Origin of the sequence: Erwinia plantamica (genome assembly GCF_043420595.1) — a bacterium.
Classification (GTDB): Bacteria; Pseudomonadota; Gammaproteobacteria; order Enterobacterales; family Enterobacteriaceae; genus Erwinia; species Erwinia aeris.
Genome location: NZ_JBGCUC010000007.1, coordinates 1 through 22,803, shown reverse-complemented (window position 1 = coordinate 22,803; position 22,803 = coordinate 1). Strand labels below are relative to the sequence as shown.

The 22,803-nt window shown below is 57.2% G+C and carries 22 protein-coding genes, 1 tRNA gene and 1 pseudogene; 13 read left to right on the top strand and 11 right to left on the bottom strand.

Going from position 1 to position 22,803, the window contains the following annotated elements; all coding sequences use genetic code 11:
* The first annotated feature begins 66 nt into the window (after positions 1-66).
* Both lpcA and AB3U87_RS08950 read left to right on the top strand, forming a co-directional pair.
* Positions 67-645, top strand: coding sequence for a D-sedoheptulose 7-phosphate isomerase (gene lpcA / locus AB3U87_RS08955; RefSeq protein ID WP_253455168.1), 579 nt, complete (start codon positions 67-69; stop codon positions 643-645).
* Positions 646-663: 18 nt separating this feature from the next.
* Complete coding sequence (locus AB3U87_RS08950; protein WP_253455167.1) at positions 664-1,431, top strand: class II glutamine amidotransferase; 768 nt, start codon at positions 664-666, stop codon at positions 1,429-1,431.
* Here the strand turns inward: AB3U87_RS08950 and dpaA are convergent.
* Positions 1,402-2,136, bottom strand: a complete 735-nt coding sequence (gene dpaA / locus AB3U87_RS08945) for a peptidoglycan meso-diaminopimelic acid protein amidase (RefSeq protein ID WP_253455166.1) — start codon at positions 2,134-2,136, stop codon at positions 1,402-1,404. The two genes, AB3U87_RS08950 and dpaA, sit on opposite strands and share 30 nt — an antisense overlap.
* Before the next feature lie 239 nt (positions 2,137-2,375).
* Here dpaA and dinB point away from each other — a divergent pair, with 239 nt between their 5' ends.
* Positions 2,376-3,431 (top strand): DNA polymerase IV, encoded by a 1,056-nt coding sequence (gene dinB / locus AB3U87_RS08940; RefSeq protein ID WP_301251345.1) that lies wholly within the window; start codon positions 2,376-2,378, stop codon positions 3,429-3,431.
* A 77-nt stretch (positions 3,432-3,508) separates the two neighbouring features.
* Here the strand turns inward: dinB and pepD are convergent, their stop codons facing one another.
* A complete protein-coding gene (gene pepD / locus AB3U87_RS08935; RefSeq protein WP_253455163.1) occupies positions 3,509-4,966 on the bottom strand; it encodes a beta-Ala-His dipeptidase in 1,458 nt (485 codons plus the stop codon).
* 250 nt (positions 4,967-5,216) lie between these two features.
* Here pepD and gpt point away from each other — a divergent pair, with 250 nt between their 5' ends.
* The 3 genes from gpt to crl all read left to right on the top strand — a co-directional run bounded on the left by gpt (position 5,217) and on the right by crl (position 7,498).
* A complete protein-coding gene (gene gpt / locus AB3U87_RS08930; RefSeq protein WP_125289117.1) occupies positions 5,217-5,675 on the top strand; it encodes a xanthine phosphoribosyltransferase in 459 nt (152 codons plus the stop codon).
* A 113-nt stretch (positions 5,676-5,788) separates the two neighbouring features.
* The gene (gene frsA, locus AB3U87_RS08925) at positions 5,789-7,039 is read left to right on the top strand and encodes an esterase FrsA (RefSeq protein WP_253455162.1); all 1,251 of its coding nucleotides are present in this window, start codon (positions 5,789-5,791) and stop codon (positions 7,037-7,039) included.
* A 57-nt stretch (positions 7,040-7,096) separates the two neighbouring features.
* A complete protein-coding gene (gene crl / locus AB3U87_RS08920) occupies positions 7,097-7,498 on the top strand; it encodes a sigma factor-binding protein Crl (protein WP_394148863.1) in 402 nt (133 codons plus the stop codon).
* Positions 7,499-7,636: 138 nt separating this feature from the next.
* Here crl and AB3U87_RS08915 read toward each other — a convergent pair whose 3' ends face one another.
* Complete coding sequence (locus AB3U87_RS08915) at positions 7,637-8,737, bottom strand: porin (protein WP_253455160.1); 1,101 nt, start codon at positions 8,735-8,737, stop codon at positions 7,637-7,639.
* A gap of 243 nt (positions 8,738-8,980) precedes the next feature.
* On the opposite strand from AB3U87_RS08915, the gene proB reads away from it, so the two are divergent.
* The 5 genes and pseudogenes from proB to AB3U87_RS08890 all read left to right on the top strand — a co-directional run.
* On the top strand, positions 8,981-10,084 hold the full coding sequence (gene proB, locus AB3U87_RS08910) for a glutamate 5-kinase (protein ID WP_253455158.1): 1,104 nt from the start codon (positions 8,981-8,983) through the stop codon (positions 10,082-10,084).
* 10 nt (positions 10,085-10,094) lie between these two features.
* On the top strand, positions 10,095-11,348 hold the full coding sequence (gene proA / locus AB3U87_RS08905; protein ID WP_394148862.1) for a glutamate-5-semialdehyde dehydrogenase: 1,254 nt from the start codon (positions 10,095-10,097) through the stop codon (positions 11,346-11,348).
* Between the two features lie 72 nt (positions 11,349-11,420).
* Positions 11,421-12,050 carry a LysE family translocator gene (locus AB3U87_RS08900; RefSeq protein ID WP_253455156.1) on the top strand — a complete coding sequence of 210 codons (630 nt, stop codon included), beginning with the start codon at positions 11,421-11,423 and terminating at the stop codon, positions 12,048-12,050.
* Between the two features lie 179 nt (positions 12,051-12,229).
* Positions 12,230-12,305: transfer RNA gene (locus AB3U87_RS08895), tRNA-Thr, on the top strand.
* 98 nt (positions 12,306-12,403) lie between these two features.
* Positions 12,404-12,517, top strand: a pseudogene (locus tag AB3U87_RS08890) (contact-dependent growth inhibition system immunity protein); the annotation flags it as partial.
* A 189-nt stretch (positions 12,518-12,706) separates the two neighbouring features.
* Here the strand turns inward: AB3U87_RS08890 and AB3U87_RS08885 are convergent.
* The 4 genes from AB3U87_RS08885 to AB3U87_RS08870 form a co-directional block, all read right to left on the bottom strand.
* Positions 12,707-12,910, bottom strand: coding sequence for a hypothetical protein (locus AB3U87_RS08885; RefSeq protein ID WP_301251319.1), 204 nt, complete (start codon positions 12,908-12,910; stop codon positions 12,707-12,709).
* A 426-nt stretch (positions 12,911-13,336) separates the two neighbouring features.
* The gene (locus AB3U87_RS08880) at positions 13,337-13,885 is read right to left on the bottom strand and encodes a GNAT family N-acetyltransferase (RefSeq protein WP_394148861.1); all 549 of its coding nucleotides are present in this window, start codon (positions 13,883-13,885) and stop codon (positions 13,337-13,339) included.
* A 348-nt stretch (positions 13,886-14,233) separates the two neighbouring features.
* Positions 14,234-15,412, bottom strand: coding sequence for an alpha/beta hydrolase-fold protein (locus tag AB3U87_RS08875; protein WP_394148860.1), 1,179 nt, complete (start codon positions 15,410-15,412; stop codon positions 14,234-14,236).
* 240 nt (positions 15,413-15,652) lie between these two features.
* Positions 15,653-16,378, bottom strand: a complete 726-nt coding sequence (locus tag AB3U87_RS08870; RefSeq protein ID WP_394148859.1) for an SDR family oxidoreductase — start codon at positions 16,376-16,378, stop codon at positions 15,653-15,655.
* Positions 16,379-16,516: 138 nt separating this feature from the next.
* On the opposite strand from AB3U87_RS08870, the gene AB3U87_RS08865 reads away from it, so the two are divergent.
* Entirely contained in the window at positions 16,517-17,416 is a 900-nt protein-coding gene (locus tag AB3U87_RS08865) for a LysR family transcriptional regulator (RefSeq protein ID WP_394148858.1), read from the top strand.
* Positions 17,417-17,524: 108 nt separating this feature from the next.
* Here the strand turns inward: AB3U87_RS08865 and AB3U87_RS08860 are convergent, their stop codons facing one another.
* Genes AB3U87_RS08860 through paoA form a run of 4 tightly spaced genes read right to left on the bottom strand, consistent with a single transcriptional unit; the run spans position 17,525 to position 22,344 of the window.
* Complete coding sequence (locus AB3U87_RS08860) at positions 17,525-18,472, bottom strand: XdhC family protein (RefSeq protein ID WP_394148857.1); 948 nt, start codon at positions 18,470-18,472, stop codon at positions 17,525-17,527.
* A gap of 9 nt (positions 18,473-18,481) precedes the next feature.
* Complete coding sequence (paoC, locus tag AB3U87_RS08855; protein ID WP_253455144.1) at positions 18,482-20,680, bottom strand: aldehyde oxidoreductase molybdenum-binding subunit PaoC; 2,199 nt, start codon at positions 20,678-20,680, stop codon at positions 18,482-18,484.
* 3 nt (positions 20,681-20,683) lie between these two features.
* Positions 20,684-21,634, bottom strand: coding sequence for an FAD binding domain-containing protein (locus tag AB3U87_RS08850; RefSeq protein WP_301251313.1), 951 nt, complete (start codon positions 21,632-21,634; stop codon positions 20,684-20,686).
* Positions 21,631-22,344 carry an aldehyde dehydrogenase iron-sulfur subunit PaoA gene (gene paoA / locus AB3U87_RS08845; RefSeq protein ID WP_301251312.1) on the bottom strand — a complete coding sequence of 238 codons (714 nt, stop codon included), beginning with the start codon at positions 22,342-22,344 and terminating at the stop codon, positions 21,631-21,633. Before paoA ends, AB3U87_RS08850 begins: the two co-directional genes overlap by 4 nt.
* Positions 22,345-22,702: 358 nt before the next feature.
* On the opposite strand from paoA, the gene AB3U87_RS08840 reads away from it, so the two are divergent.
* A partial coding sequence (locus tag AB3U87_RS08840; RefSeq protein ID WP_477181476.1) for a flagellin N-terminal helical domain-containing protein occupies positions 22,703-22,803 on the top strand: 101 nt, incomplete at its 3' end.

Sequence of the window (22,803 nt, the reverse complement as noted above, 5' to 3'; positions counted from 1 at the left end):
GGGCGCTTTTCGCCCGCGTGGCAACTTGCTAAACTGCCGCAGACCTCACCTAAAAGGACTCTCCCTATGTATCAGGACATCATTCGCGCCGAGCTGAGTGAAGCACAGGACACGCTCAATAATTTCCTCAGCGATGACGCCAATATCCATGCTATTCAGCGTGCTGCGGTACTGCTGGCGGATTCATTCAAAGCCGGCGGCAAGGTGCTTTCCTGCGGCAACGGCGGTTCACACTGCGACGCCATGCACTTCGCCGAGGAGCTGACCGGCCGCTATCGCGACAACCGTCCCGGCTATCCGGCAATCGCTATCTCCGACGTCAGCCATATCTCCTGCGTGGGCAACGATTTTGGTTACGATCATATCTTCTCACGCTATGTTGAGGCCGTGGGCCGCGCGGGCGACGTGCTGCTGGGCATTTCGACTTCCGGCAACTCTGCTAATGTGATTAAAGCGGTAGAGGCGGCGCGCGCGCAGGGAATGAAAGTGATTACCCTGACCGGCAAGGACGGCGGCAAAATGGCCGGAACGGCCGATGTGGAAATCCGCGTGCCGCACTTTGGCTACGCCGATCGCATTCAGGAAATTCATATCAAAGTTATTCATATCCTGATCCTGCTGATTGAAAAAGAGATGGCGAAGTAACTGACGCGAGGAACGGCTATGTGCGAACTGCTCGGGATGAGCGCGAATGTCCCTACGGACATCTGTTTCAGCTTTACCGGGCTTGTGCAGCGCGGCGGAAAAACCGGCCCGCATAAGGATGGTTGGGGCATCACCTTTTACGAAGGGAAAGGCTGCCGGACGTTTAAAGATCCGCAGCCCAGCTTTAATTCGCCGATAGCGCGCCTGGTGCAGGATTATCCGATAAAATCCTGCTCGGTGGTGGCGCATATTCGTCAGGCGAACCGTGGCGAGGTGTCGCTGGAAAACACCCATCCTTTTACCCGCGAGCTGTGGGGACGCAACTGGACCTACGCGCATAACGGCCAGCTGAAAGGCTATCGCGGGCTGGAAACCGGCCCTTTTCGCCCGATAGGCGAGACGGACAGCGAGCAGGCGTTCTGCTGGCTGCTGCATAAGCTGACCACGCGCTACCCGCGCACGCCGGGCAACTGGCCGGCGGTGTTTCGCTATATTGCGGAGCTGGCGACGGAACTGCGGGAAAAGGGCGTATTTAATATGCTGCTGTCGGATGGCCGCTATCTGATGGCGTTCTGCTCGACCAATCTGTTCTGGATCACGCGTCGCGCGCCGTTCGGTAAAGCGACGCTGCTGGATCAGGACGTGGAGATAGATTTTCAGAAGCAGACCACGCCGGATGACGTGGTCACGGTGATCGCCACTCAGCCCTTAACGGGCAACGAAACCTGGCACAAAATTGCGCCAGGCGACTGGGCGTTATTTTGCCTCGGAGAGCGCCAGCGCTGACTGGCTGGTGGCATCGTTCAGCAACGGGCTGTTCAGCACGTACTTGCCGCCGCTGACGCCCATTGCCGGCGGCTGGCGGTTTTTCACAAACTCGGCGTAGCCGGGCTGGAGCTGCTGCCAGAAGCTGAAATAAACCGAATAGCGATGGCGCTGCAGGTTGCTGTCGGTCATGCGGAATGGATAAATGCTGACGGCCACGCGCGGCTGGCCGTTGCGCAGCGCCGCTTCCACATAGCGATAGATATCGTCGATATTGGCATCCGTCATGGCATAGCAGCCCACGGAAACGCAGTTCCCGTGGATCATCAGGTATTTCCCTTCATAACCCTGCTGGCGGTCATATTCGTTCGGAAAACCCGTATTAATAGCGCGATAAAAGCGGCTGTCCGGCTTCAGCTGGGAAAGCCCCACGCTATAAAACCCTTCCGGACTTTTAAAATCGCCCTGGCGACGTTTAGGGCCTAACCCGCCGGAGAAATTACAGATACGGTAGCTGTCGAGCAGCCGATATTCGGTGCCGATTTTGCCATACAGCTCAAGCGTGCGTTCTTCTTTAAAGATCTGAATATAAACAGGTGTGCCGAGTAACTGCTTCTTTAACTCTTTGCTTACCGGCGCCAGAGGAGCGATCGGTGCGACCGGCGCGCTGGCGAAAACAACGGCTGGCAGAAAAAACATCGCAAACAGCAGTGCGATTTTGCCCATTCTGGTTCCCTTGATAGTAGGGTTGATACGCCGTCCGAAGACGTGGTTGACTCGCAGTTTCGGAAATATCCGTAAAAGCTGCGTCACATTAGCATTGTCTATTTTTTTATCAAGAGAGCCGCGTAGAAAAAACCGAGAAAAGTTGCGCCAGGCCGCTGCCGCTGCGCTTCGGCCGCCCGTTAACCTGTTGAAAACGCGCTCGCTGCCTGTATACTTATCCAGTGCTGGCGGAGGGGCGAATGCGCAAGATTATACATGTAGATATGGACTGCTTTTATGCGGCGGTGGAGATGCGCGACGATCCCAGCCTACGCAATATCCCTATCGCTATTGGCGGCAGCCAGCACAAGCGCGGCGTGATCAGCACCGCTAACTATCCCGCCAGGAAGTTTGGCGTGCACAGCGCGATGGCGACCGCGACGGCCCTTAAGCTTTGCCCGCATCTGAAAGTGATCCCCGGCCGTTTTGACGCTTATAAAGAAGCCAGCGCGCATATTCGGGATATTTTCTCGCGCTATACCTCGCTTATCGAACCGCTGTCGCTGGACGAGGCCTACCTGGACGTTACCGACAGCCCGCACTGCCACGGATCCGCCACGCTGATGGCGCGGGAGATCCGGCAGACCATCGCCCGCGAACTGGATCTCACCGCGTCGGCCGGGGTGGCGCCGATTAAATTCGTCGCAAAAATCGCTTCGGATATGAATAAGCCGGACGGCCAGTTTGTGATCACGCCGCAGGAACTCCCGCAGTTTCTGCTGACGCTGCCGCTGGCAAAAATACCCGGCGTCGGCAAGGTCACCGCGAAAAAGCTGGAGGAGCTGGGGCTGCACACCTGCGCCGACGTGCAGAAAACGGATCTGGCCGCGCTGCTAAAGCGCTTCGGCAAGTTTGGCCGCGTGCTGTGGGAGCGCTGTAACGGCATCGACGAGCGCGAGGTGGTAACGGATCGCCTGCGTAAATCGCTGGGCGTGGAGCGCACGCTGTCGGCGGATATTCATGAATGGGAAGCGTGCCTGGAAATCATCGATTTTCTCTATGCGGAGCTGGAACGGCGGCTAAAGGTGATTAAGCCCGATCTGCTGATCGCCAGGCAGGGCGTAAAGCTGAAGTTTGACGATTTCCAGCAGACGACCCAGGAGCACGTCTGGCCAGTGCTGAATAAAGAAGACCTGATCGACGTGGCGAAAAAAACCTGGGAAGAGCGGCGGGCAGGGCGCGGCGTGCGTCTGGTCGGGCTGCACGTAACCTTGCTGAATCCGCAATTGGAAAGACAATTACTGCTGGGGATTTAATGCCGCGTACGTTGCCCTGAGCGAGATTGCGAGCGGGAGAGAAAACGGGCGAAGCGTGGTGCTTCGCCCGTCCTGTTTTACTTAGCCGGGATCGCCTTCAACAGCGCGGTCAGCAGCTGCCAGTAAAGGCCGACGCTGCCGATATGCACCTGCTCATCCGGCGAGTGTGGGCCGGTGATGGTGGGGCCAATAGAAACCATATCCATATCCGGGTACGGCTTTTTAAACAGGCCGCATTCCAGACCCGCATGGATCACCTGAATATTCGGCGCTTTGTTAAACAGCTTTTTGTAGGTCTCTTCCACCAGCGCCATCACCGGCGAAGAGGCATCGGGCTGCCAGCCTGGATAGCTGCCTTTCGCCACGGTTTTCGCACCCGCCAGATCGCCCAGCGCCGTCAGCGTTTCCACCAGGTAATCTTTGCCGCTGTCGATCAGCGAGCGCACCAGGCAGTTGATACGCGCTTCGTCATCCTTAATCGACACCACGCCGACGTTCAGCGAGGTTTCCACCACGCCTTTCATCACATCGGAGTTGCGGATCACGCCGTTTGGCGTACTGTTCAGCAGCGCAATAAAGGCGTCGCGGCTGATGGTGGACAGCGCCTGGTCGTTAGCGGCGATATTTTCCACCACGATGTTGATGTTTTTCTCTTTCAGACCCAGCTCGTTGCGCAGGGTTTCCAGATAATGCAGCGCCATGCCTTTTAGCTGGTCGAGCTTGTCGGCCGGAACAGCCAGCGTCGCCATCGCCTCACGCGGGATAGCGTTACGCAGCGTGCCGCCGGTGAAATCCACCAGGCGCAGATCCAGCGCTTTGGCGTGTGCGAACAGGAAACGGGCCAGCAGTTTGTTGGCGTTGCCCAGGCCCAGATGAATATCCGCACCGGAGTGGCCGCCCTTCAGGCCTTTCAGGATCAGCTGGATATGCTCGTAACCGGCCGGCACCGCTTCGCGGCTCAGCGGCAGCGTGGTGGTAAAATCAATGCCGCCCGCGCAGCCCATATAGATCTCGCCTTCCTCTTCCGAGTCGGTATTGATCAGAATATCCGCCTGCAGCCAGCCCGGTTGCAGACCGAAAGCGCCGACCATGCCGGTCTCTTCGGTCATGGTCAGCAGCACTTCCAGCGGGCCGTGCTCGACGGTTTTATCCGCCAGCACCGCCAGCGCGGACGCCATGCCGATGCCGTTATCGGCGCCCAGCGTGGTACCGCGCGCCTTGACCCATTCGCCATCAACCCATGGCTGAATTGGATCTTTGGTGAAATCGTGGGTGGTGTCGTTGTTTTTCTGCGGCACCATATCCAGATGCGCCTGCAGCGCGACCGGCTTGAGGTGCTCCAGCCCTTTGGTGGCCGGCTTGCGGATCAGAATATTGCCCACTTCGTCGCGAAAGGTGACAAAACCCTGCTCGCCAGCCCAGCTCAGCACATAGTTAGCCAACTCTTCCTCATGATAAGAAGGATGCGGGATTGAACAGATTTTGGCGAAGATATCCCACAGCGGCTGTGGTGACAGTTGAGAAAGTTCGGACACGTTAAATCTCCTGTGTCGACATCCCCGGCCAGCGGCGCGGGAGTGAGCATTTGTGATAGGGTTGGTCAGTATCTGACGCAGCAAACCCAAAGAATATCATTGTTTCCAGAGGCATGCTTAGTTCGCTTCGGCAAAAAAGCACCTTCCGGGCTATCCTGTGCTGGTTTTTAGCGGCTCAGATCTCTATAATTCCGCGCAACCCATCCCATTGTACATTTTTAAGCCGTTATTATCGGCCGGGACTCCTTTTATGAGTGAAAAATACGTCGTCACCTGGGACATGCTGCAAATCCATGCCCGTAAACTGGCCCAGCGCCTGCTTCCTGTCGAACAGTGGAAAGGCATTATTGCGGTCAGCCGCGGTGGCCTGGTGCCCGCTTCGCTGCTGGCTCGCGAACTCTGCATCCGCTATGTCGATACCGTGTGCATCTCCAGCTACGATCACGACAACCAGCGTGAAATGCACGTGCTGAAGCGCGCGGAAGGCGACGGCGAAGGCTTTATCGTAATTGACGATCTGGTCGATACCGGCGGCACCGCTCAGGCGATCCGCGATATGTATCCAAAAGCGCGTTTCGTGACTATTTTCGCCAAACCGGCCGGTCGTCCGCTGGTGGACGACTATGTCGTGGATATTCCACAGAATACCTGGATTGAACAGCCGTGGGATATGGGCGTGGTGTATATCCCGCCAATCGTAAAAGGTTGATTTAGCTCAATCAAAACGCCCGGTTCCGCCGGGCGTTGCGCGTTTTACGGTTCGCGTCAGCCGACAGGCTGCTATAGACTAAGACGATTCTCCGTATGTCGAAGGATCGTACTATGTCGCCTAAAAATCTCAGCGAAGAACTCTTTAAACCCCGCTTTAAGCATCCTGAAACCTCCTCCCTGATCCGGCGCCTGCATCATCACAAGCCGCTGCCGCTGCATTCCGCGCTGGAAGGCGACAGCCATGCAGGCTGGTATCGGATGGTTAATCGTCTGCTCTGGACGTGGCGGGGACTGTCGCCGCTGGAGATTGGCGAAGTGCTGGCCAGGATAGCCAGCAGCCGCGCCGACCACACTGATGAACAGCTGCTGGATACGGTGATTGGCTATCGCGGCGGCAACTGGATCTACGAATGGTCGCAGCAGGCCGCGCGCTGGCAGGATAAAGCCGCCTCGGCGGCTACCGATGCCGAAGCGGGCCAGTGCTGGCTGCACGCTGCTAACCTGTACGGCGTAGCGGGCTATCCGCATCTGAAAGGCGATGAGCTGGCCGATCAGGCGCAGCAGCTGGCGAATCGTGCCTATGAAGAGGCCACCTCAAGACTGCCGGGCGAGCTGAAAGAGCTGGAGTTCACCATTCCCGGCGGCAGTTCCATTTTTGGCTTTTTGCATATGCCGGAAAAAGCCCGCGCGCCTTATCCTACGGTGCTGCTGTGCAGCAGCCTGGATTCACTGCAAACCGATCACTATCGCCTTTTCCACGACTACCTTGCGCCGCGTGGCATCGCAATGCTGACCATCGACATGCCTTCGGTCGGCTTCTCTGCAAAATGGAAGCTGACGCAGGATTCCAGTTTTCTGCACCAGCAGGTGTTAAAACAGCTGGAAAACGTTGCCTGGGTCGATCATACCCGCGTGGCCGCTTTCGGCTATCGCTTTGGCGGCAACATTGCCGTGCGGCTGGCCTGGCTGGAAGCGCCTCGACTGCGCGCCGTGGCCTGTCTGGGGCCGGTGGTACACAGCCTGCTGTGCGATAGCGCGTTGCAGGACAGCATTCCCGAAATGTATATGGACGTGTTGGCCAGCCGGCTGGGCATGGCATCGGCCGCCGATTCCGCGCTGCGGGTCGAGCTGAGCCGCTACTCGCTGAAAACCCAGGGGCTGCTGGGCCGCCGCTGCCCAACGCCGATGCTGTCCGCTTACTGGCCGAACGATCCTTTCAGCCCGGCGGAGGAATCAAAGCTGATCGTGAATTCCTCGCTCGACGGTAAGCTGATGCCAATCGCACTTTCGCCTGTATTGAGCAACTTTGATAAAGCATTACGTGATATTGTTGACTGGTTAGCTAAACGATTAACACGCTGAGTGGCTAAATATTAACGCTTAGCGAAAACTAACGGGCTCAACAAAGGAGTTTTAACAATGGCGTTACCGAGTGGGCATCCCAAAAGCCGCTTAATGAAGCGTTTCGGCACATTAGGACCTTATATCCGCGAGGCCAAATGTGTGGATGAGCGCTTCTTCTTCGACTGTCTGGCCGTTTGCGTCAATGTGAAACCTGCGCCGGAACTGCGTGAGTTCTGGGGCTGGTGGATGGAGCTGGAAGCACAGGAAGATCACTTCAACTATGAGTATCACTTCGGCCTGTTCGATAAAGAGGGCAACTGGAAGCCTTCGGCAATTAAAGGAAAGGAAAACAACGAACGCCTGGAAGAGACGCTGCGTAATTTCCACGTGCGCCTGAAAGCGCTGCTGGAAGAGCTGGAGCTGGGTCTGAAACCCGCTGCGGATTTCGCTGACGAGCCGGTAAAGCTGACCGCATAAAAAAACGCAGGGCGGCGCTTAATTGCTCCCTGCGCTTTTGTCTGCGCACCCATAAAAAAAGGCTGGCGATTGCCAGCCTTTGCTTACAGACACATAACGAGGGGCACAACAACCGCATCCGTGCGGCTCACATTTAAATCAGAACTGGTAAGTTACGCCTACCGCAACGATATCGTCGGTATTCTGCGCCAGCTTATTATCGTCATCCAGCAGGTTGATTTTGTAATCCACAAACGCGGACATATTTTTATTGAAGTAGTAAGTCGCGCCCACGTCCGCAAATTTATAAATATCCGCATCGCCCACGCCGTTCTCAATATCTTTCGCTTTGGTTTGCACATAGGCCAGAGAAGGGCGGAAGCCGTTATCAAACTGATACTGTGCCACCAGCTCGATATTTTGCAGATAGTTAGCGTAACCGTTAACGGCAACGTTGGCGTCATTAATGCGTGCCGTGCCGCTGATGGGCGACATATTGCGCGTTTCGGCGTAGGTGGCGGCCAGGTAAACGCTGTTGTTGTCATACTTCAGGCCGGTCGCCCAGGCATCCGCCTTGTCGCCGCGACCGTAAACGCTGGCCTGCTGACCGTTGGTGCGGTCGGAAGAAGAGATAGCGCCATTAATCGTCAGGCCCTGCATCAGCGTATAGGCTACCGACGCCGCCATGCCGTCGCCGTTGGACGTGGCGTTAGAGCGGCTGCTGCTCTCATTTTTGCCCTGATACTGCAAGGCGAACTTCAGGCCGTCGACCAGACCAAAAAAGTTGGTGTTGCGGTAAGTCGCCACGCCGTTGGTACGGGTCAGCATATAGTTATCAGCTTTGGTATACGCGGTGGCGCCAAATTCCGGCATCATATCGGTATAGGCTTCCACGTCGTAAATCAGGCCGTAGTTACGGCCATAGTCGATGGATCCGTAGTCGCCGAATTTCAGACCGGCGAAGCCTAAACGCGTTTTGGTGCCGGTGGTGCCGTCGCTTTCCGCGTTGTTCAACGGCACGTGATATTCCCACTGGCCGTAGCCTGACATCAGGTCGTTAATCTGCGTCTGGCCTTTAAACCCAATACGTACGTAAGATTTGTCGCCGTCATTGCTGTCCGCGTCGCTTAAATAATGCATGGCTTTCAGCTTGCCGTAGAAATCGAGTTTATTACCGTCTTTATTATAAATTTCTGCGGCCTGGGCTGCCGTGGTCATAGCCAGAGCGGCGGTCAGGATTGCCAGTGCGCTTTTCTTCATTTTGTTGTTATTCCCAAATGAGTAAAATTTTAAATGGCCCGATGACGTTGTTCGGGGCACGAACGTTTTACCCTGAGGAGATGAAACTTTTATTACATTTATTCTCACTTCTTGTTAATTCCCCGTTTCTGGACTAGCGGCTTGCACCGTGTTTTTACGCCTTTTCGGGCGGCGGCTGTTGGCTTCCGGCACCACACCTGATAAAACGTCTTCTTCACCTTTTTAAAGCTATGGCAGGAAACAATGAGCAGCAGCCAGACCCTGGTCGTTAAACTGGGGACCAGCGTATTAACCGGCGGATCGCGTCGGCTGAACCGGGCACATATTGTCGAACTGGTGCGTCAGTGCGCGCAGCAGCACGCGGCAGGCCACCGGATTGTGATCGTTACCTCAGGCGCAATGGCCGCCGGACGTGAGCACCTGGGCTACCCGGAACTGCCGCCGACCATCGCCTCAAAGCAGCTGCTGGCTGCGGTGGGGCAGAGCCGGTTGATCCAGCTGTGGGAGCAGCTCTTTTCCATCTACGGCATTCATATCGGCCAGATGCTGCTGACGCGTGCCGACCTGGAAGATCGCGAGCGCTTTCTGAACGCGCGCGATACGCTGCGGGCCTTACTGGATAACCATATCGTGCCGGTTATCAATGAAAACGACGCGGTGGCGACGGCAGAAATTAAAGTCGGCGACAACGATAACCTGTCCGCGCTTGCTGCGATGCTGGCCGGGGCCGACAAGCTGCTGCTGCTGACCGATCAGGCCGGCCTGTTTACCGCCGATCCGCGCAATAATCCGCAGGCGGAGCTGATCCGCGACGTGCACGGTATTGACGATGCGCTGCGCGAGCTGGCGGGCGGCAGCGTCTCCGGCCTGGGAACCGGCGGTATGGCGACCAAGCTTCAGGCTGCCGACGTGGCCTGCCGCGCCGGTATCGATACCATTATCGCCGCCGGCAGCCGCGCGGGCGTGATTGGCGATACGATCGACGGCAAGCCGGTCGGCACCCGCTTCCACGCGCTGCAAACGCCGCTGGAGAACCGCAAGCGCTGGATCTTCGGCGCGCCGCCGGCGGGCGAGATCACCATCGACGACGGCGCGCTGGCCGCCATGCTGGAACGCGGCAGCTCGCTGCTGCCAAAAGGTATTCGGGAGATCAGCGGCAACTTCTCGCGCGGCGAGGTGATCCGCATTCGCAGCCTGCAAGGGCGCGACGTGGCGCACGGCGTCTGCCGCTATAACAGCGATGCGATGCGGATGATAGCCGGGCACCATTCCCAGCAAATTAGCGAAATTTTAGGCTACGAATATGGCCCGGTCGCGGTTCACCGTGACGATATGATCGTCAGTTAAGGAGCAGCAGATGCTTGAAGAAATGGGTAAAGCCGCGAAAGCCGCTTCTTACCAGCTGGCGGTGCTCTCCGCCGCACAAAAAAATCAGGTCCTGATGACCATTGCGGATCGTCTGGAAGCGCAGAGCGCGGACATCCTGGCCGCTAACGAGCTTGACCTGGCGGACGCCCGCAAAAACGGCCTGAGCGAGGCGCTGTTGGATCGCCTGATGCTTAATCCTGCCAGGCTGCAAGGGATTGCGAACGACGTGCGTCAGGTGTGCCATCTGGCCGATCCGGTCGGCGTAGTGATGGACGGTGGCGTGCTGGACAGCGGGCTGCGTATTGAACGTCGGCGCGTGCCGCTGGGCGTGGTGGGCGTGATTTATGAAGCGCGTCCGAACGTGACGGTGGATGTCGCCTCGCTGTGCCTGAAAACGGGCAATGCGGCGATCCTGCGCGGCGGTAAAGAGACTTATCGCACCAATGGCGCGACCGTGCGCGTGATCCAGGACGCGCTGAAGGAGCACGGCTTACCGGCGGGCGCGGTACAGGCGATTGAAAGCCCGGATCGCGAGCTGGTCAACCAGCTGCTGAAGCTGGATCGCTATGTCGATATGCTGATCCCGCGCGGCGGCGCTGGCCTGCACAAGCTGTGCCGCGAGCAGTCGACCATTCCGGTGATCACCGGCGGGATCGGCGTTTGCCATATTTTTGTCGATAGTAACGCGGACGCTGCGGCGGCGTTAAACGTGATCGTTAACGCCAAAAAACAGCGTCCCAGCGCCTGTAATTCCGTAGAGACGCTGCTGGTGCATACGGCGATAGCCGAGGCGTTCCTGCCTGCGCTAAGCGCGCGTATGCAGGATGAAGGTATTAATCTGCACGCCGATCCGCGCTCGCTGCCGCTGCTGCAACAAGGCCCGGCGGTGGTCAGCGCGGTGACGGAAGAACAGTATCGTGACGAATGGCTGGCATTGGATCTCAACGTGAAGCTGGTGGACGGACTGGACGAGGCTATCGCGCATATTCGTGAATATGGCACGCAGCACTCCGACGCGATCCTGACGCGCAGCATTGTGAACGCAGAGCGTTTTGTTAACGAGGTTGATTCTTCAGCGGTATACGTTAACGCCAGCACACGCTTTACCGATGGCGGGCAGTTTGGCCTGGGCGCGGAAGTGGCGGTCAGCACCCAGAAGCTGCACGCGCGCGGCCCGATGGGGCTGGAGGCGCTGACCACCTACAAATGGGTAGTTTTCGGCAACGACACCGTGCGCAGCTGATTGCGTGGGCCACAGGGAAGTGGCTTACATTCCACAGGGAGATAAGTAACTGAACTGAAAAGGAAGGTTCTGATGATTACGTTTTCCCAACTGCTTCCCTTCGCGGCTATCGCTTTTGGGCTGGTGCTGACGCCAGGCCCGAATATGATCTATCTGCTTTCCCGTTCCCTGTGCCAGGGCCGCCGCGCGGGCTTTGTCTCGCTGAGCGGCGTGGCGCTCGGTTTTATTTTCTATATGGTTTGCGCCGCGCTGGGGATCACCGCGCTGGTTATGGCGGTGCCGCTGGCTTATGAGGCGCTGCGCATAGCGGGTGCCTGCTATCTGCTCTATATGGCCTGGCAGGCTGTTTTCGGCGGTAAATCGCCTTTTGCGCTGCGCGACCTGCCGCCCGACAGCACCCGTAAGCTGTTTACTATGGGCCTGTTGACCAACCTGTTAAATCCTAAAGCGGCGGTTATTTACCTCACGCTGTTGCCGCAGTTTATCCGACCGGAGCAGGGCGACGTATTATCCCAGTCTTTGCAGCTTGGCTTTACCCAAATCGCGATCAGTATGCTGGTTAATGGCTCACTTATCTTTGCCGCTGGCAGTATTGCTGGCTTTCTGGCACGGCGCCCAACGTGGCAAAAGCTTCAGCGCTGGCTGATGGGCACGGTGTTAACCGGCCTGGCGATGCGCATGCTGTTGGAAGGGCGGAAGTAACGCGGAAGGACGAGCAGACCGCGAACCGCCAGACAGGCCAGAAGAGAGTAAGAAAAGCAGAGCAGGCAAAAAACGGGGCGAGCGTTACCTGTTGATTATAAAGTCATCATTTAGTCCGCAGGCGCTTGACTCCGCGTCAGGTTTTTTTTAACGTAGTGACCGCAGTATCCCTCCTGAAAGCCGATATAGCTCAGTTGGTAGAGCAGCGCATTCGTAATGCGAAGGTCGTAGGTTCGACTCCTATTATCGGCACCACTTTCTTAATAAAATCAGCGTTTCTTCAGCGTCTTGCTAAATGACAGCGTGCTTTTTTGCATGTTTATTACTTCATATCCTTCTTTTTGAGGCTGGCAATGGCTAAAAATGTCGGGACGCTTGTACGGGTGTTTTTTGGTCAGGATTACGATCTGTTTGGCGAAACGATAGAAGAAATACTGGACAGCTACTTAGAAACCGAAAACTCCAGGCTGAACAAATAGCTGGCGCTCCAGTGAACATACCGTTATCTGCTTACAGGCGGCTTTAGCAGGATAAATGCTGTCTGATACCGGCATTGCGTGGAGGGTTAAGGTGAGCAGTACGAAGCCAGTCAGGATGGTTAGCTCCCGGCCATGCAAAAAACCGCCTTGGTGGGCGGTCGGTTAAATCATTGCTTATTAAGCCGGCCGGACCCTGGCCTTTGTAGGATATCCGTCACGCCCATTATCATGAGTATGGTCGGGATCAGGCTCAATTATAACGATATAATCTGCATCCTTACCATCGCGTACTAAAGTTACTAACTCTCCGGCGCGAGGTTTAGTGTCAAAATCATGCTCCTCTTCAATGCCTGTATCCTCAAAAATCACAGTAATTTTCATTTCCCGTCCTCTTTCTGATAAACCGCGTGGTAACTCTGGGGTGTTTTACTGACCCTTCCTTATAGAATTTTAGCCTATCCTGAAAAGCTCCCCTGAGCTCAGCGGATTGCAGGTAAAGACCGCGCCCTCTGGATCTTCGTTGAGATGAGGCCTTTCCGGGCTGCAGCAAGATGCCCCGGGCCGTAGAAGCGCTATGGGAAATTTTCGTAGAGGGTCAAATTTGGCCAGCAAAGCTGTCTCGTCACTCAGGGAAGAACCATCGGCAGAAAACAAAAAGGACAGATCCCTGCAACACGCGGTTGAGGGACATGCTGCCCGATTGTATCTCGCTGTACAGCCGATATCCGCTTCTGGCGTTTAGCAGCCCGGCAAGGATAAAAAGGCGCTCTTCGTCTTAGAGCGGAAAGCGGGTATTTATAAAAAATATCAGTTAACCTGACGGGCATTCCACTCGTTGCGGGTAATTTCCCAGAGTTCGGAATCAAGCAGGCCGCTGACATATTCTTGCTTCCCCGTCCTGATAAGCCGCATACCGCTACTGGCTGAAATAAGCTGTGATCGGCTATTGAGTGCAGCCTTCGGAGCTCGCAGTAGCGGCTTATTTAATTTATTAAACCAATAATCTGTAACCACAGTACTGGCCTCACGCATATAGCCCTGCCTCTGATACTCCGGCGCCAGCCAAAATCCACGATTATTATCCTCAACGTCATAAAGACAAATTAAACCCATAAGGTCATCAGGTGCCTCACGACGTCTGATAGTCCAGAACCAGGCGATTCCTTTTGCCATATCGGGCAGTGCAACGTTATTAACGTAATTCTCAGCGCCGTTATCAGGATAAGGCCATGGTACTGAGGCGACCATATAGCGGACAATCTCCCAATGCGGGTAGAGCTTTTGAATCTGAGGCGCATCTTCTGCAACCAGCGGTTTAAGCCACAGACGTTCCGTTATGAGCGTAGGTATCTGCATCAGTCAATTTCCTTTTGTGTATTTCGACGTTTTCGAACAGTGACGTCAGCGGCTGCGGGTTCTTATCATTAAGAATGGCTCCCGGTCACACCAGAAGTCCGGTTTACAAACTGAAGGTTCGTCACATGCCGGGTCTTCTACTGTCGCTAACGCTACGACGCTACCCACGTCAGTACAGCTGGGTGAACTTATTCTTAATGTCTTCCATCTGCGGTCATTCCTGTCCGAAAACGAAAAGAAATTCTCAGCGCAGTGCTGCATCCCGACATGATGAAGGTGCCGTTAGCCGACAGACCGGGCGCAAAATCATTCCAACGCCCCCTCCAGTCCTGAAGGAGGCGCAAAGCATTATTTAAACAGTTTCTGCACGAACTCGGCATAGGCCGGACGCCAGACATCCATCTCATGGTTTAAGCCAGGATACATTTTATAGTCGAACCTGATGTGCTTTTTCTCCAGCTCGTTTTTCAGCCCGGCAATATCCTGGCCGGTAACGGAATCTTTTTCGCCCACCACCACGGTGAAGTTATGCAGCTGCCTGTTAATCTCCTCGGGCCTGTCGAGCTGACGAGCAATGCCTGTATCCGGCACCGTTGCGCTGGTTACGCCGCTCAGCGTCGCCAGCCAGCCAAAGCTGTCCAGATGGTTCATGCCGGAAAAGAGAGCCTGAAAACCGCCTTGCGATAAGCCGGCCAGCGCGCGGCCGTTCGCATCCTGGCGTACGTTAAATCGGGCGTCGACCAGCGGAATAATATCGTGCATGAGTTCGCGGTCTGCGGCTTTGGCATTAAGAAGGTAAAAAGTTTTGCGGCGATCTTTCGGCGGGAAATTTTCCGGGATTGCCTGAGCGATATCCGTTTCTGTATCCGGGACAACGACCAGCATCGGTTTGATTTTGCCTTCGGCCAGCAGGTTATCCATGATTTGCGGCAGGCGTCCCTGGTCAATAGCGGAAAGTCCGGTATCGCCAAAGCCATGATAGAAATAGAGCACCGGCAGCGGTTCGCTTTTGCCGCTATAGCCCGGCGGCGTCCAGACAAACATCCTGCGCTCTGAATGCAGCTCTTTTGAGTGGTAAGTCATCGTCAACAGATCGCCATGCGGCACGGCGCGATCGTCCAGAATACTGCCCGGCACCAGGATCAGGCTGGTATTGACCTGGCGCTGCGGCTTCTGAAAACGGCTGCCGGTATCGACAGAACGAAAGCCGTCTACATCAAAGTAGTATTCGTACAAATCCGGGGCCAGCGAGCCGCTTTTCCACGACCACACGCCGCTTTTATCCTTGCTCATATCGTGAGAGACAAAGCTATCCGGGGAGGAGCCGGTAATGACTGATACCCGCTTTGCATCCGGCGCGAAAAGACGGAAGGTCACGCTTTTATCTGCGTTTACCTGCGTCACGTAACGGCTAACCGGCACCGATAAATCAGGCGTGGCCGGAAAAGGCGCGGCGGCGGCAGGCATAGCCGCACAGCCCAGCAGGGCGGTGGCGGCCAGGGTCAGGCAGGCGATGTTGTTTTTCATTTTAAGTCCCTTATTTTTTTATACACAACCTTTGAACGGGTACGACTGGCAGGTCAATCAGAGCGCCTGCTGTAAACGAGGCGGTTGGCCTGGTCGTTATCCAGCGTATCAACAGAACGCTTTTTGTCCAGGCGGGTTTGCATCTGTTATCGGGGAAAGGGGTGCTGATACTGTCAGGCGGGGCACGATCGCAGAGGCGAGGGCATCACCTCTGCTCAGATAATTACACGCTTTAAAGCATTACCACGGCGCGCGATTTTGATCGAAATAGAAGCCAGCGGTGGTCTCTCCAGGCGCCTGATCCGCCAGCCAGACAATACCGGCGGCAGCCTCGGTAACCGTTCTGGGGCCGGAATGGCCGTTGAAATCCGTGGCGGTATAGCCCGGATCGACCGCGTTCACGCTGATACCGTAAGCGGTAAGCTCTTTAGCGAAGGCGACCGTTATCGCATTAACGGCCGTTTTTGAACTGGTGTAGCCCATTGCCTGTACTTGGGAATAAGGATGACTGGGATCGGCGACCCATGTCAGCGAGCCCAGCCCGCTACCGATCATAATAACCTTGGCCTCCTGCGCGGCTTTAAGTAGCGGAATAAAAGCCTGCGTGACCCTGATAACGCCAAAAACATTGGTGTCGTATACCGCCATAATATCGCTGATGCTTTGCGCGCTCGGGGCTACCGGCTGCGCGCCCGAAATGCCGGCATTGTTGATAAGAATATCCAGCTTCCCGTCTTCCTTTAGCACCTGCTGAACAGCTTCCTCAATACTTTCTGTTTTGGTGACGTCAATAATAACCAAATGGGCGTTGATGCCCCATCCGGTAAGTTTGTCTACGGCAGCTTGCCCACGCTCTTTGTCGCGGCTGCCCAGCCAAATTTTGTAACCCAGCAGGCCCAGCTGTCTGGCCGTTTCGAATCCGATGCTTTTGTTCGCGCCGGTAATAAGAACACTTTTGTTTTTCATATGCGGGCTCCAGTCAGTTTGATTTTCCGTTACGGAAAGCAGTGCGTTGTCTGATTTATAACCTGTGCGGCGCTGTTTGATAATCGGGTGCAATACGAATAAGGTGATCGCAACAGCGAACAATCACGGGAAAGGGCAATGGATGAGTTAGCGGTTTTTCTCGCTGTTTTTAAAGATAAGGGCTTTCGGGTAGCGGCAAAAAAGCTGGGCCTGTCGCCTTCCACGGTCAGTGAAAGGATCACGGCGCTGGAGGTGAGGCTTGGCGTGCCGCTTTTTATTCGTACCACGCGTAGCGTTATGCCAACCGAAGCAGGCCGGACGCTGGCTGAACGAATGACGCCGCTGCTTGATGAAATGCGATTGGTGCTTAACGACGTTGCCAGCTCTCAGCAAGAGGTGCGCGGCACGCTTAAATTGAACGTTACCGGCGCGGTCATGGTTGATATCTTACCGCCCTTGCTGGACCGTTTTCTTAGTCGTCATCCGGGCTTACACGTAGAAATCATGGTGGATGACCGTCTTATTGAAGCAACGGCCGAAGGCTGCGATGCCGGTATCCGTTACGGCGAGCATCTGGCAAAAGATATTATCGCTGTCCCCATAGGGCCGCGAACGCAGCGGCTGGCGCTGGCTGCCGCACCTTCTTACCTTGATTCACAAAGCGCTCCTTCGCATCCTGGAGAGCTGGTTGACCATGACTGCATTCGCCTGAAATATTCAAGCGGCGCCCTGATCCCGTGGGAATTTGAACGCGATGGCGAAACCGTCAGCGTCAATCCCGCCGGGCGTTTGACTATCGGCGTTAACGGCGCTGCCGCGGCTATCGATCTGGCACGCAGCGGCAAAGGCGTGATCGCTACTTTTGAAAACTGGCTGCAACCCCATTTCGCTACGGGCGAGCTGCTGCCGGTGCTCCCGGCATGGTGGACCGCGTTTGAAGGCCCCTGGCTTTACTTCCCCAGCCGCTTTATGTCCGCGCCGCTACGCGCGTTTGTGGACTTTCTCGCCGGGGAACGCGAGGGGCTTCAGGATCGGTGAAACAACTGTATCGGCACTTTAAGGCAGCCGGGCAGGATTACCCTGGCAACAACTTTAAGGCAGCCGAACAGGGCTGCCCTGTCGGTACCTTAAAGCCGCCCAATCCGGCTAGCCATCCTCCGCCAGGCTAAGGCGGGCCGCCGCGACATCAGCCAGAACGGAAAGCGCCAGCGAGCTGGCATCGCGAGCTTTGGGGAACAGCCCAATGGGCGCTTTGATGCGGGCGATATCCGTATCGCGCCAGCCCAGCTCGCTGAGTTTTTGCACGCGTCTGGCATGGGTGCGCTGGCTGCCCAGCGCGCCAATGTAAAACGGTCTGGCCGTCAGGGCGGCCTGCAATACCGGCAGCTCGCGGTTCAGATCGTGCCAGAGCAGCAGCACGGCGGTATGCGCATCTATCTGTCCGGCAGCCTGGGGATCGAGCGCTTCGCAGAGGTGCACATCATAGCCCGCCGCCTGAGCGAGGCTGGCCGTGACCTGCGCCTCTATCGAACGGCCAAACACAATGGTGCGCGTACAGGGGCGATAGCCGGTGGCGAAAAAATCGTTGTGCCAGCCCGTCCGGATAAGCGAGGCGTCGCTCTGTAACCGCTGGCTTTGCGGAAAGTAGCGCAGCCCCGCAGGCTGACGCTGCTCCAGCAGGTTCAGCATGTCCAGCAGGGGCCGCGCGCCGCGCAGTTTATGGATGCTGAGCGTAATGCCGCCGCCGCAGGGAAGCACAATATCGAACCAGGGCGAGCCTTCGCCATACATCACCTGACGGTCGCGGCCGCAGGCGATAACCGCCATCGCTTCGTGAGCGACAGCGGCCTCCACGCAGCCGCCGGAGACAAAACCGCAGTACAAACCGTCTTCGCGCACCACCATCTGCGCGCCCAGCGCACGCGCCGCGCCGCCGCGGATCGCCACCAGCGTGACCAGCGCCGCCGCGACGCCCGCTTTTAACGCTTCTACCGCGAAGCGCAGGATAGCGGCGCTGTCGTCGGTCAGCAGCGCCTGCTGCGGCACCGGGTTCGCTGGCGCAGCCTGGTCGCTAAGGAAAGCCTGTTGCAGCATAGCGCCTCCTTAAACGACATCTGGCAGCGAAGCGAGCAGCTTATCGAGCGTAACGGGATAATCCCGCACCCGCACGCCGGTCGCGTTATACACCGCGTTGACGATAGCCGCGCTGACGCCGCACAGGCCCAGCTCGCCCACGCCTTTCGCCTTCATCGGTGAGGAAACGGGGTCGGTGTCATCCAGGAAAATGACTTCCTGTTCCGGCACGTCGGCGTGAACCGGCACTTCGTAGCCCGCCAGATCGTGATTGACGAAGTAGCCCAGCCGCTTATCGACTGCCAGCTCTTCCATCAGCGCGCCGCCCAGGCCCATCGTCATCGCGCCAATTACCTGGCTACGGGCGGTTTTAGGGTTAAGGATACGGCCCGCAGCACACACGGCCAGCATTCGACGCACCCGGACTTCACCGGTCGCCCTGTCCACGCCCACTTCAACAAAGTGGCCGGCGAAGGTGGATTGCTGATACTGCTTTTCCAGATCGCCAAACTCGATGCTGTCTTCCGCCGTTAGCGTACCGTCCGCTGCCGCATCGGCAAGACGAGCGCTGCGCTCTCCGTCGCGTACCTGTTCATCGGCAAAGGTCGCTGTGTTCGGATCGAAGCCAAGCTTGCTGGCTATCGCCTCGCGCAGCTTGACGCAGGCGGCATAAACGCCCGCAGTAGAACTGTTCGCGCCCCACTGGCCGCCGGAACCGGCGGAAACCGGAAAGCTGGAGTCGCCCAGCCGCACCACCACTTTTTCCAGCGGCACGCCCGCCATCTCGGCCGCCGTCTGGGCAATAATGGTATAGCTGCCGGTGCCGATATCGGTCATATCCGTTTCCACGGTAACGATGCCGTTGGCATCCAGATGTACTCGCGCGCCGGACGTCATCACCATGTTATTACGAAAGCCTGCCGCCATGCCCATGCCGACCAGCCAGCGACCTTCTTTTACCTGTGCGGGCGTAGCGTTGCGGCGATCCCAGCCGAAGCGCTCCGCGCCGGTGCGCAAGCATTCAACCAGCTGACGACGCGAGAAAGGGCGGTCAGGATTGGCAGGATCGACCTGGGTATCGTTAAGGATGCGGAAGGCCACCGGATCGATACCCGCTTTCTCCGCCATCTCATCAATGGCGATCTCCAGCGCCATCAGGCCCGGCGCCTCGCCCGGCGCGCGCATGGCGTTGCCTTCGGGCAGATCGAGCTTCGCCAGCCGCAGGCCGGTGAAACGGTTCGCGCCGGCATAAAGCAGTTCGGTCTGCTGCACCGCCGTCTCCGGCGTGCCGCCGGGCAGGTTGCCCGACCAGCTTTCATGGGCGATAGCGGTGATATGACCAGACTGGTCGGTGCCGATACGAATATGCTGGATGGTGGCCGGGCGGTGCGTGGTGTTATTAGGGATAACCGGCCTCGGCAGCATCACCTTTACCGGCCTTTTTGCGGCACGAGCGCCCAGCGCGGCCAGCACCGCATCGCTGCGTAAGAACAGTTTGCCGCCGAAGCCGCCGCCGATATAGGGCGAGATCACGCGCACGTTCTCTTCCGGCAGCTTCAGCGTTTTCGCTAAGTCTGTTCGGCACCAGTTAATCATCTGGTTAGAGGTCCAGACGGTCAGCTTTTCGCCCTCCCAGACCGCCATAGAAGCGTGCGGCTCCATCGCCATATGGCTTTGATCCGGCGTGGTGTAGGAAGCGTCAAGCTTCAGCGCCGCCGAGGAAAAGGCCTGGTTGAAATCACCGACGTGGGTATCCGGCTGGTCTTCCGGCGCTTCGGTGACGCCAGGTTTTTCCGCAGCGAGATCCCAGCTACCTCGTTCACGGCGATACTGCACGTCAACCAACTGGGCGGCCGCGCGTGCCTGCTCAAAGGTTTCCGCCACTACCAGCGCCACGGCCTGGTGATAGTGCTCAACCTCCGGCCCGCCCAGCAGCGTGGCGGTATTTTTTTCGCCCTTGCCGAGGCTGCCGGCGTTTTTCGCCGTGACCACGGCCAGCACGCCCGGCGCGCTCTGCGCGGCCTGAAGGTCCATCGAGGTGATACGCCCCTTAGCGATGGCGGCACCGACAACATAGCCATAGGCCACGTTGGACGCTTTATCGTGCCATTCATAGGCGTAAGTCGCGGTTCCCGTGGTTTTCATCGGGCCGTCGATACGATCGTGAGGACGCCCTACAACTTTCAGCTGATCGATAGGGTTATCGCCTGCGGGCTTATCGAATTTCATATTTTATGCCCTCGCTTCCGTCAGTACCGAGGCGAGCGTGCGCTTCGCCAGGAGCAGCTTGTATTCATTTTCATGGGTGGGGTGCGCGTCGGCGAACAGCCGATCGTAAACCGCCTGCACGCCATGCGGCAGCTGTGCATCCGCCTCTTCCTGCCGCCAGGGCTTATGCGCCACACCGCCAGCCGCAACGCGCCCCGTGCCATCAGGCTGCACGACAGCAGCAATCGACACCAGCGCAAAAGCGTAAGAAGCGCGATCGCGCACCTTGCGATAGATATGCGTGCCGCCGAGCGGGCGGGGCAGGGTAACGGCGACAATCAGCTCGCCCGGCTTCAGCGCGGTTTCACGGTGAGGCGTGTCGCCCGGCGCCAGATAGAAATCGCTGAGGGGAATACGGCGTTCGCTACCGTCCGGGCTGACCGTTTCCACCACCGCATCCAGCAGCCGCATGGCAACGGCCATATCGCTGGGATGGGTGGCGATACAGGCTTTGCTGGCGCCAATCACCGCGTGTTGACGGCTGAAGCCTTCCAGTGCGGCGCAGCCGCTGCCAGGCAGACGCTTATTGCAGGGCTGGTTGGTGTCGTAAAAATAGGGGCAGCGCGTACGCTGAAGAAGATTGCCGGCCGTAGTGGCCTGATTACGCAGCTGGCCCGACGCGCCGGCAAGTAGCGCCCTGGAAAGCACGGCGTAATCGCGGCGGACGCGCTCGTCGGCGGCCAAATCGGTATTGCGCACCAGCGCGCCGATACGCAAACCGCCGTCGGTCGTGGGTTCAATTTTATCCAGCGCCAGATGATTGACATCTATCAGATGGGAAGGCGTTTCAATTTCCAGTTTCATCAGGTCGAGCAGGTTGGTGCCGCCCGCAATAAATTTAGCGCCGGGGGTGCGCTGCGCGCTGGCTGCCGCCTCGGCGGGCGTTTTCACACGCTCATAGGTAAAGGCCTTCATGCTTTCTGGCTCCCGGCGACATCTTCGATCGCGGCAAGAATATTGGAGTAAGCGCCGCAGCGGCAGATATTGCCGCTCATTCGCTCCCGCAGCTCATCCGCCGTCGCTTCCGGGGATGACACCAGATCGAGCGTGACGTGGCTGGGAATGCCCGCTTCGATCTCTTTCAGCACCGCCACGGACGAGCAAATCTGGCCTGGCGTGCAGTAGCCGCACTGGTAGCCGTCATGTTTCACAAAGGCGGCCTGCATCGGATGCAGGTTGTCGGGCGTGCCCAGACCTTCGATCGTGGTGACCTCGGCGTCCTGATGCATCACGGCCAGCGTCAGGCAGGCGTTCAGCCTGCGGCCATCCACAAGCACGGTACAGGCGCCGCACTGACCGTGATCGCAGCCTTTTTTCGTGCCGGTAAGGTGCAGGTGCTCGCGCAGCGCATCCAGCAGCGTGGTACGAGTGTCAACGTTAAGCTGTTTGCTCTCACCATTCACTTTTAGCGTCAGGGGCAGCATTTCCGGCGCGCGGGCGGTTGGACGTTCGCTGTCGCCCAGCGCCGCACCGGGCGCAACTGCCGCCGTAGCCGCTGTTGCCGCGCTTACTTTCAGCAGCGTGCGGCGCGTCAGGTGAAAAGGGATATTTTCATATTGGTTACTGGCTTCGCCCGTGGTGCGGCGAAACGGCTGGTTCTTACTGTTATTGCCTTGGTTGCTCATGCCAGGCCTCCGGTATGCAAAGAGAAAGGAACGACAAAGTAGGTAGGGACTATTTCTGTTTTTAGAGCATTAAGCATAGACGCTACTGGCCGGGGGATAGCCTTTGATTCCGCAATGCTGTTGTGAGGGAAATTAATTAATGAAAAAGGATAAAGTTTTAGCGGCGGCGGTCGACTATTTCAGGGCTGGTTCTTTTGTTGGTTCGCACAAGTTAAGACTTATCCTAAACGGCAGTTTTTGCAGATTTTTATGCAAGTCGCTTTAAAGTTTTGCCAGGGCGTGACGATAAAGAATACAGACGGTGACGGGCATCCTGGCGCCGTATCCGAACTCTGGTAAAAATTTTAAGGAAACGACTATGTCCGTTATCAATACTAACATTATGTCCCTGACCACTCAGAACAACCTGAACAAATCACAGGCTTCTCTGAGCACCGCTATCGAGCGTCTTTCTTCTGG

Coding starts and splice junctions, on each gene's coding strand:
- lpcA (WP_253455168.1), top strand. CDS start 67: ATGTATCAGGACATCATTCGCGCCGAGCTGAGTGAAGCACAGGACACG.
- AB3U87_RS08950 (WP_253455167.1), top strand. CDS start 664: ATGTGCGAACTGCTCGGGATGAGCGCGAATGTCCCTACGGACATCTGT.
- dpaA (WP_253455166.1), bottom strand. CDS start 2,136: ATGGGCAAAATCGCACTGCTGTTTGCGATGTTTTTTCTGCCAGCCGTT.
- dinB (WP_301251345.1), top strand. CDS start 2,376: ATGCGCAAGATTATACATGTAGATATGGACTGCTTTTATGCGGCGGTG.
- gpt (WP_125289117.1), top strand. CDS start 5,217: ATGAGTGAAAAATACGTCGTCACCTGGGACATGCTGCAAATCCATGCC.
- frsA (WP_253455162.1), top strand. CDS start 5,789: ATGTCGCCTAAAAATCTCAGCGAAGAACTCTTTAAACCCCGCTTTAAG.
- crl (WP_394148863.1), top strand. CDS start 7,097: ATGGCGTTACCGAGTGGGCATCCCAAAAGCCGCTTAATGAAGCGTTTC.
- AB3U87_RS08915 (WP_253455160.1), bottom strand. CDS start 8,737: ATGAAGAAAAGCGCACTGGCAATCCTGACCGCCGCTCTGGCTATGACC.
- proB (WP_253455158.1), top strand. CDS start 8,981: ATGAGCAGCAGCCAGACCCTGGTCGTTAAACTGGGGACCAGCGTATTA.
- proA (WP_394148862.1), top strand. CDS start 10,095: ATGCTTGAAGAAATGGGTAAAGCCGCGAAAGCCGCTTCTTACCAGCTG.
- AB3U87_RS08900 (WP_253455156.1), top strand. CDS start 11,421: ATGATTACGTTTTCCCAACTGCTTCCCTTCGCGGCTATCGCTTTTGGG.
- AB3U87_RS08885 (WP_301251319.1), bottom strand. CDS start 12,910: ATGAAAATTACTGTGATTTTTGAGGATACAGGCATTGAAGAGGAGCAT.
- AB3U87_RS08880 (WP_394148861.1), bottom strand. CDS start 13,885: ATGCAGATACCTACGCTCATAACGGAACGTCTGTGGCTTAAACCGCTG.
- AB3U87_RS08875 (WP_394148860.1), bottom strand. CDS start 15,412: ATGAAAAACAACATCGCCTGCCTGACCCTGGCCGCCACCGCCCTGCTG.
- AB3U87_RS08870 (WP_394148859.1), bottom strand. CDS start 16,378: ATGAAAAACAAAAGTGTTCTTATTACCGGCGCGAACAAAAGCATCGGA.
- AB3U87_RS08865 (WP_394148858.1), top strand. CDS start 16,517: ATGGATGAGTTAGCGGTTTTTCTCGCTGTTTTTAAAGATAAGGGCTTT.
- AB3U87_RS08860 (WP_394148857.1), bottom strand. CDS start 18,472: ATGCTGCAACAGGCTTTCCTTAGCGACCAGGCTGCGCCAGCGAACCCG.
- paoC (WP_253455144.1), bottom strand. CDS start 20,680: ATGAAATTCGATAAGCCCGCAGGCGATAACCCTATCGATCAGCTGAAA.
- AB3U87_RS08850 (WP_301251313.1), bottom strand. CDS start 21,634: ATGAAGGCCTTTACCTATGAGCGTGTGAAAACGCCCGCCGAGGCGGCA.
- paoA (WP_301251312.1), bottom strand. CDS start 22,344: ATGAGCAACCAAGGCAATAACAGTAAGAACCAGCCGTTTCGCCGCACC.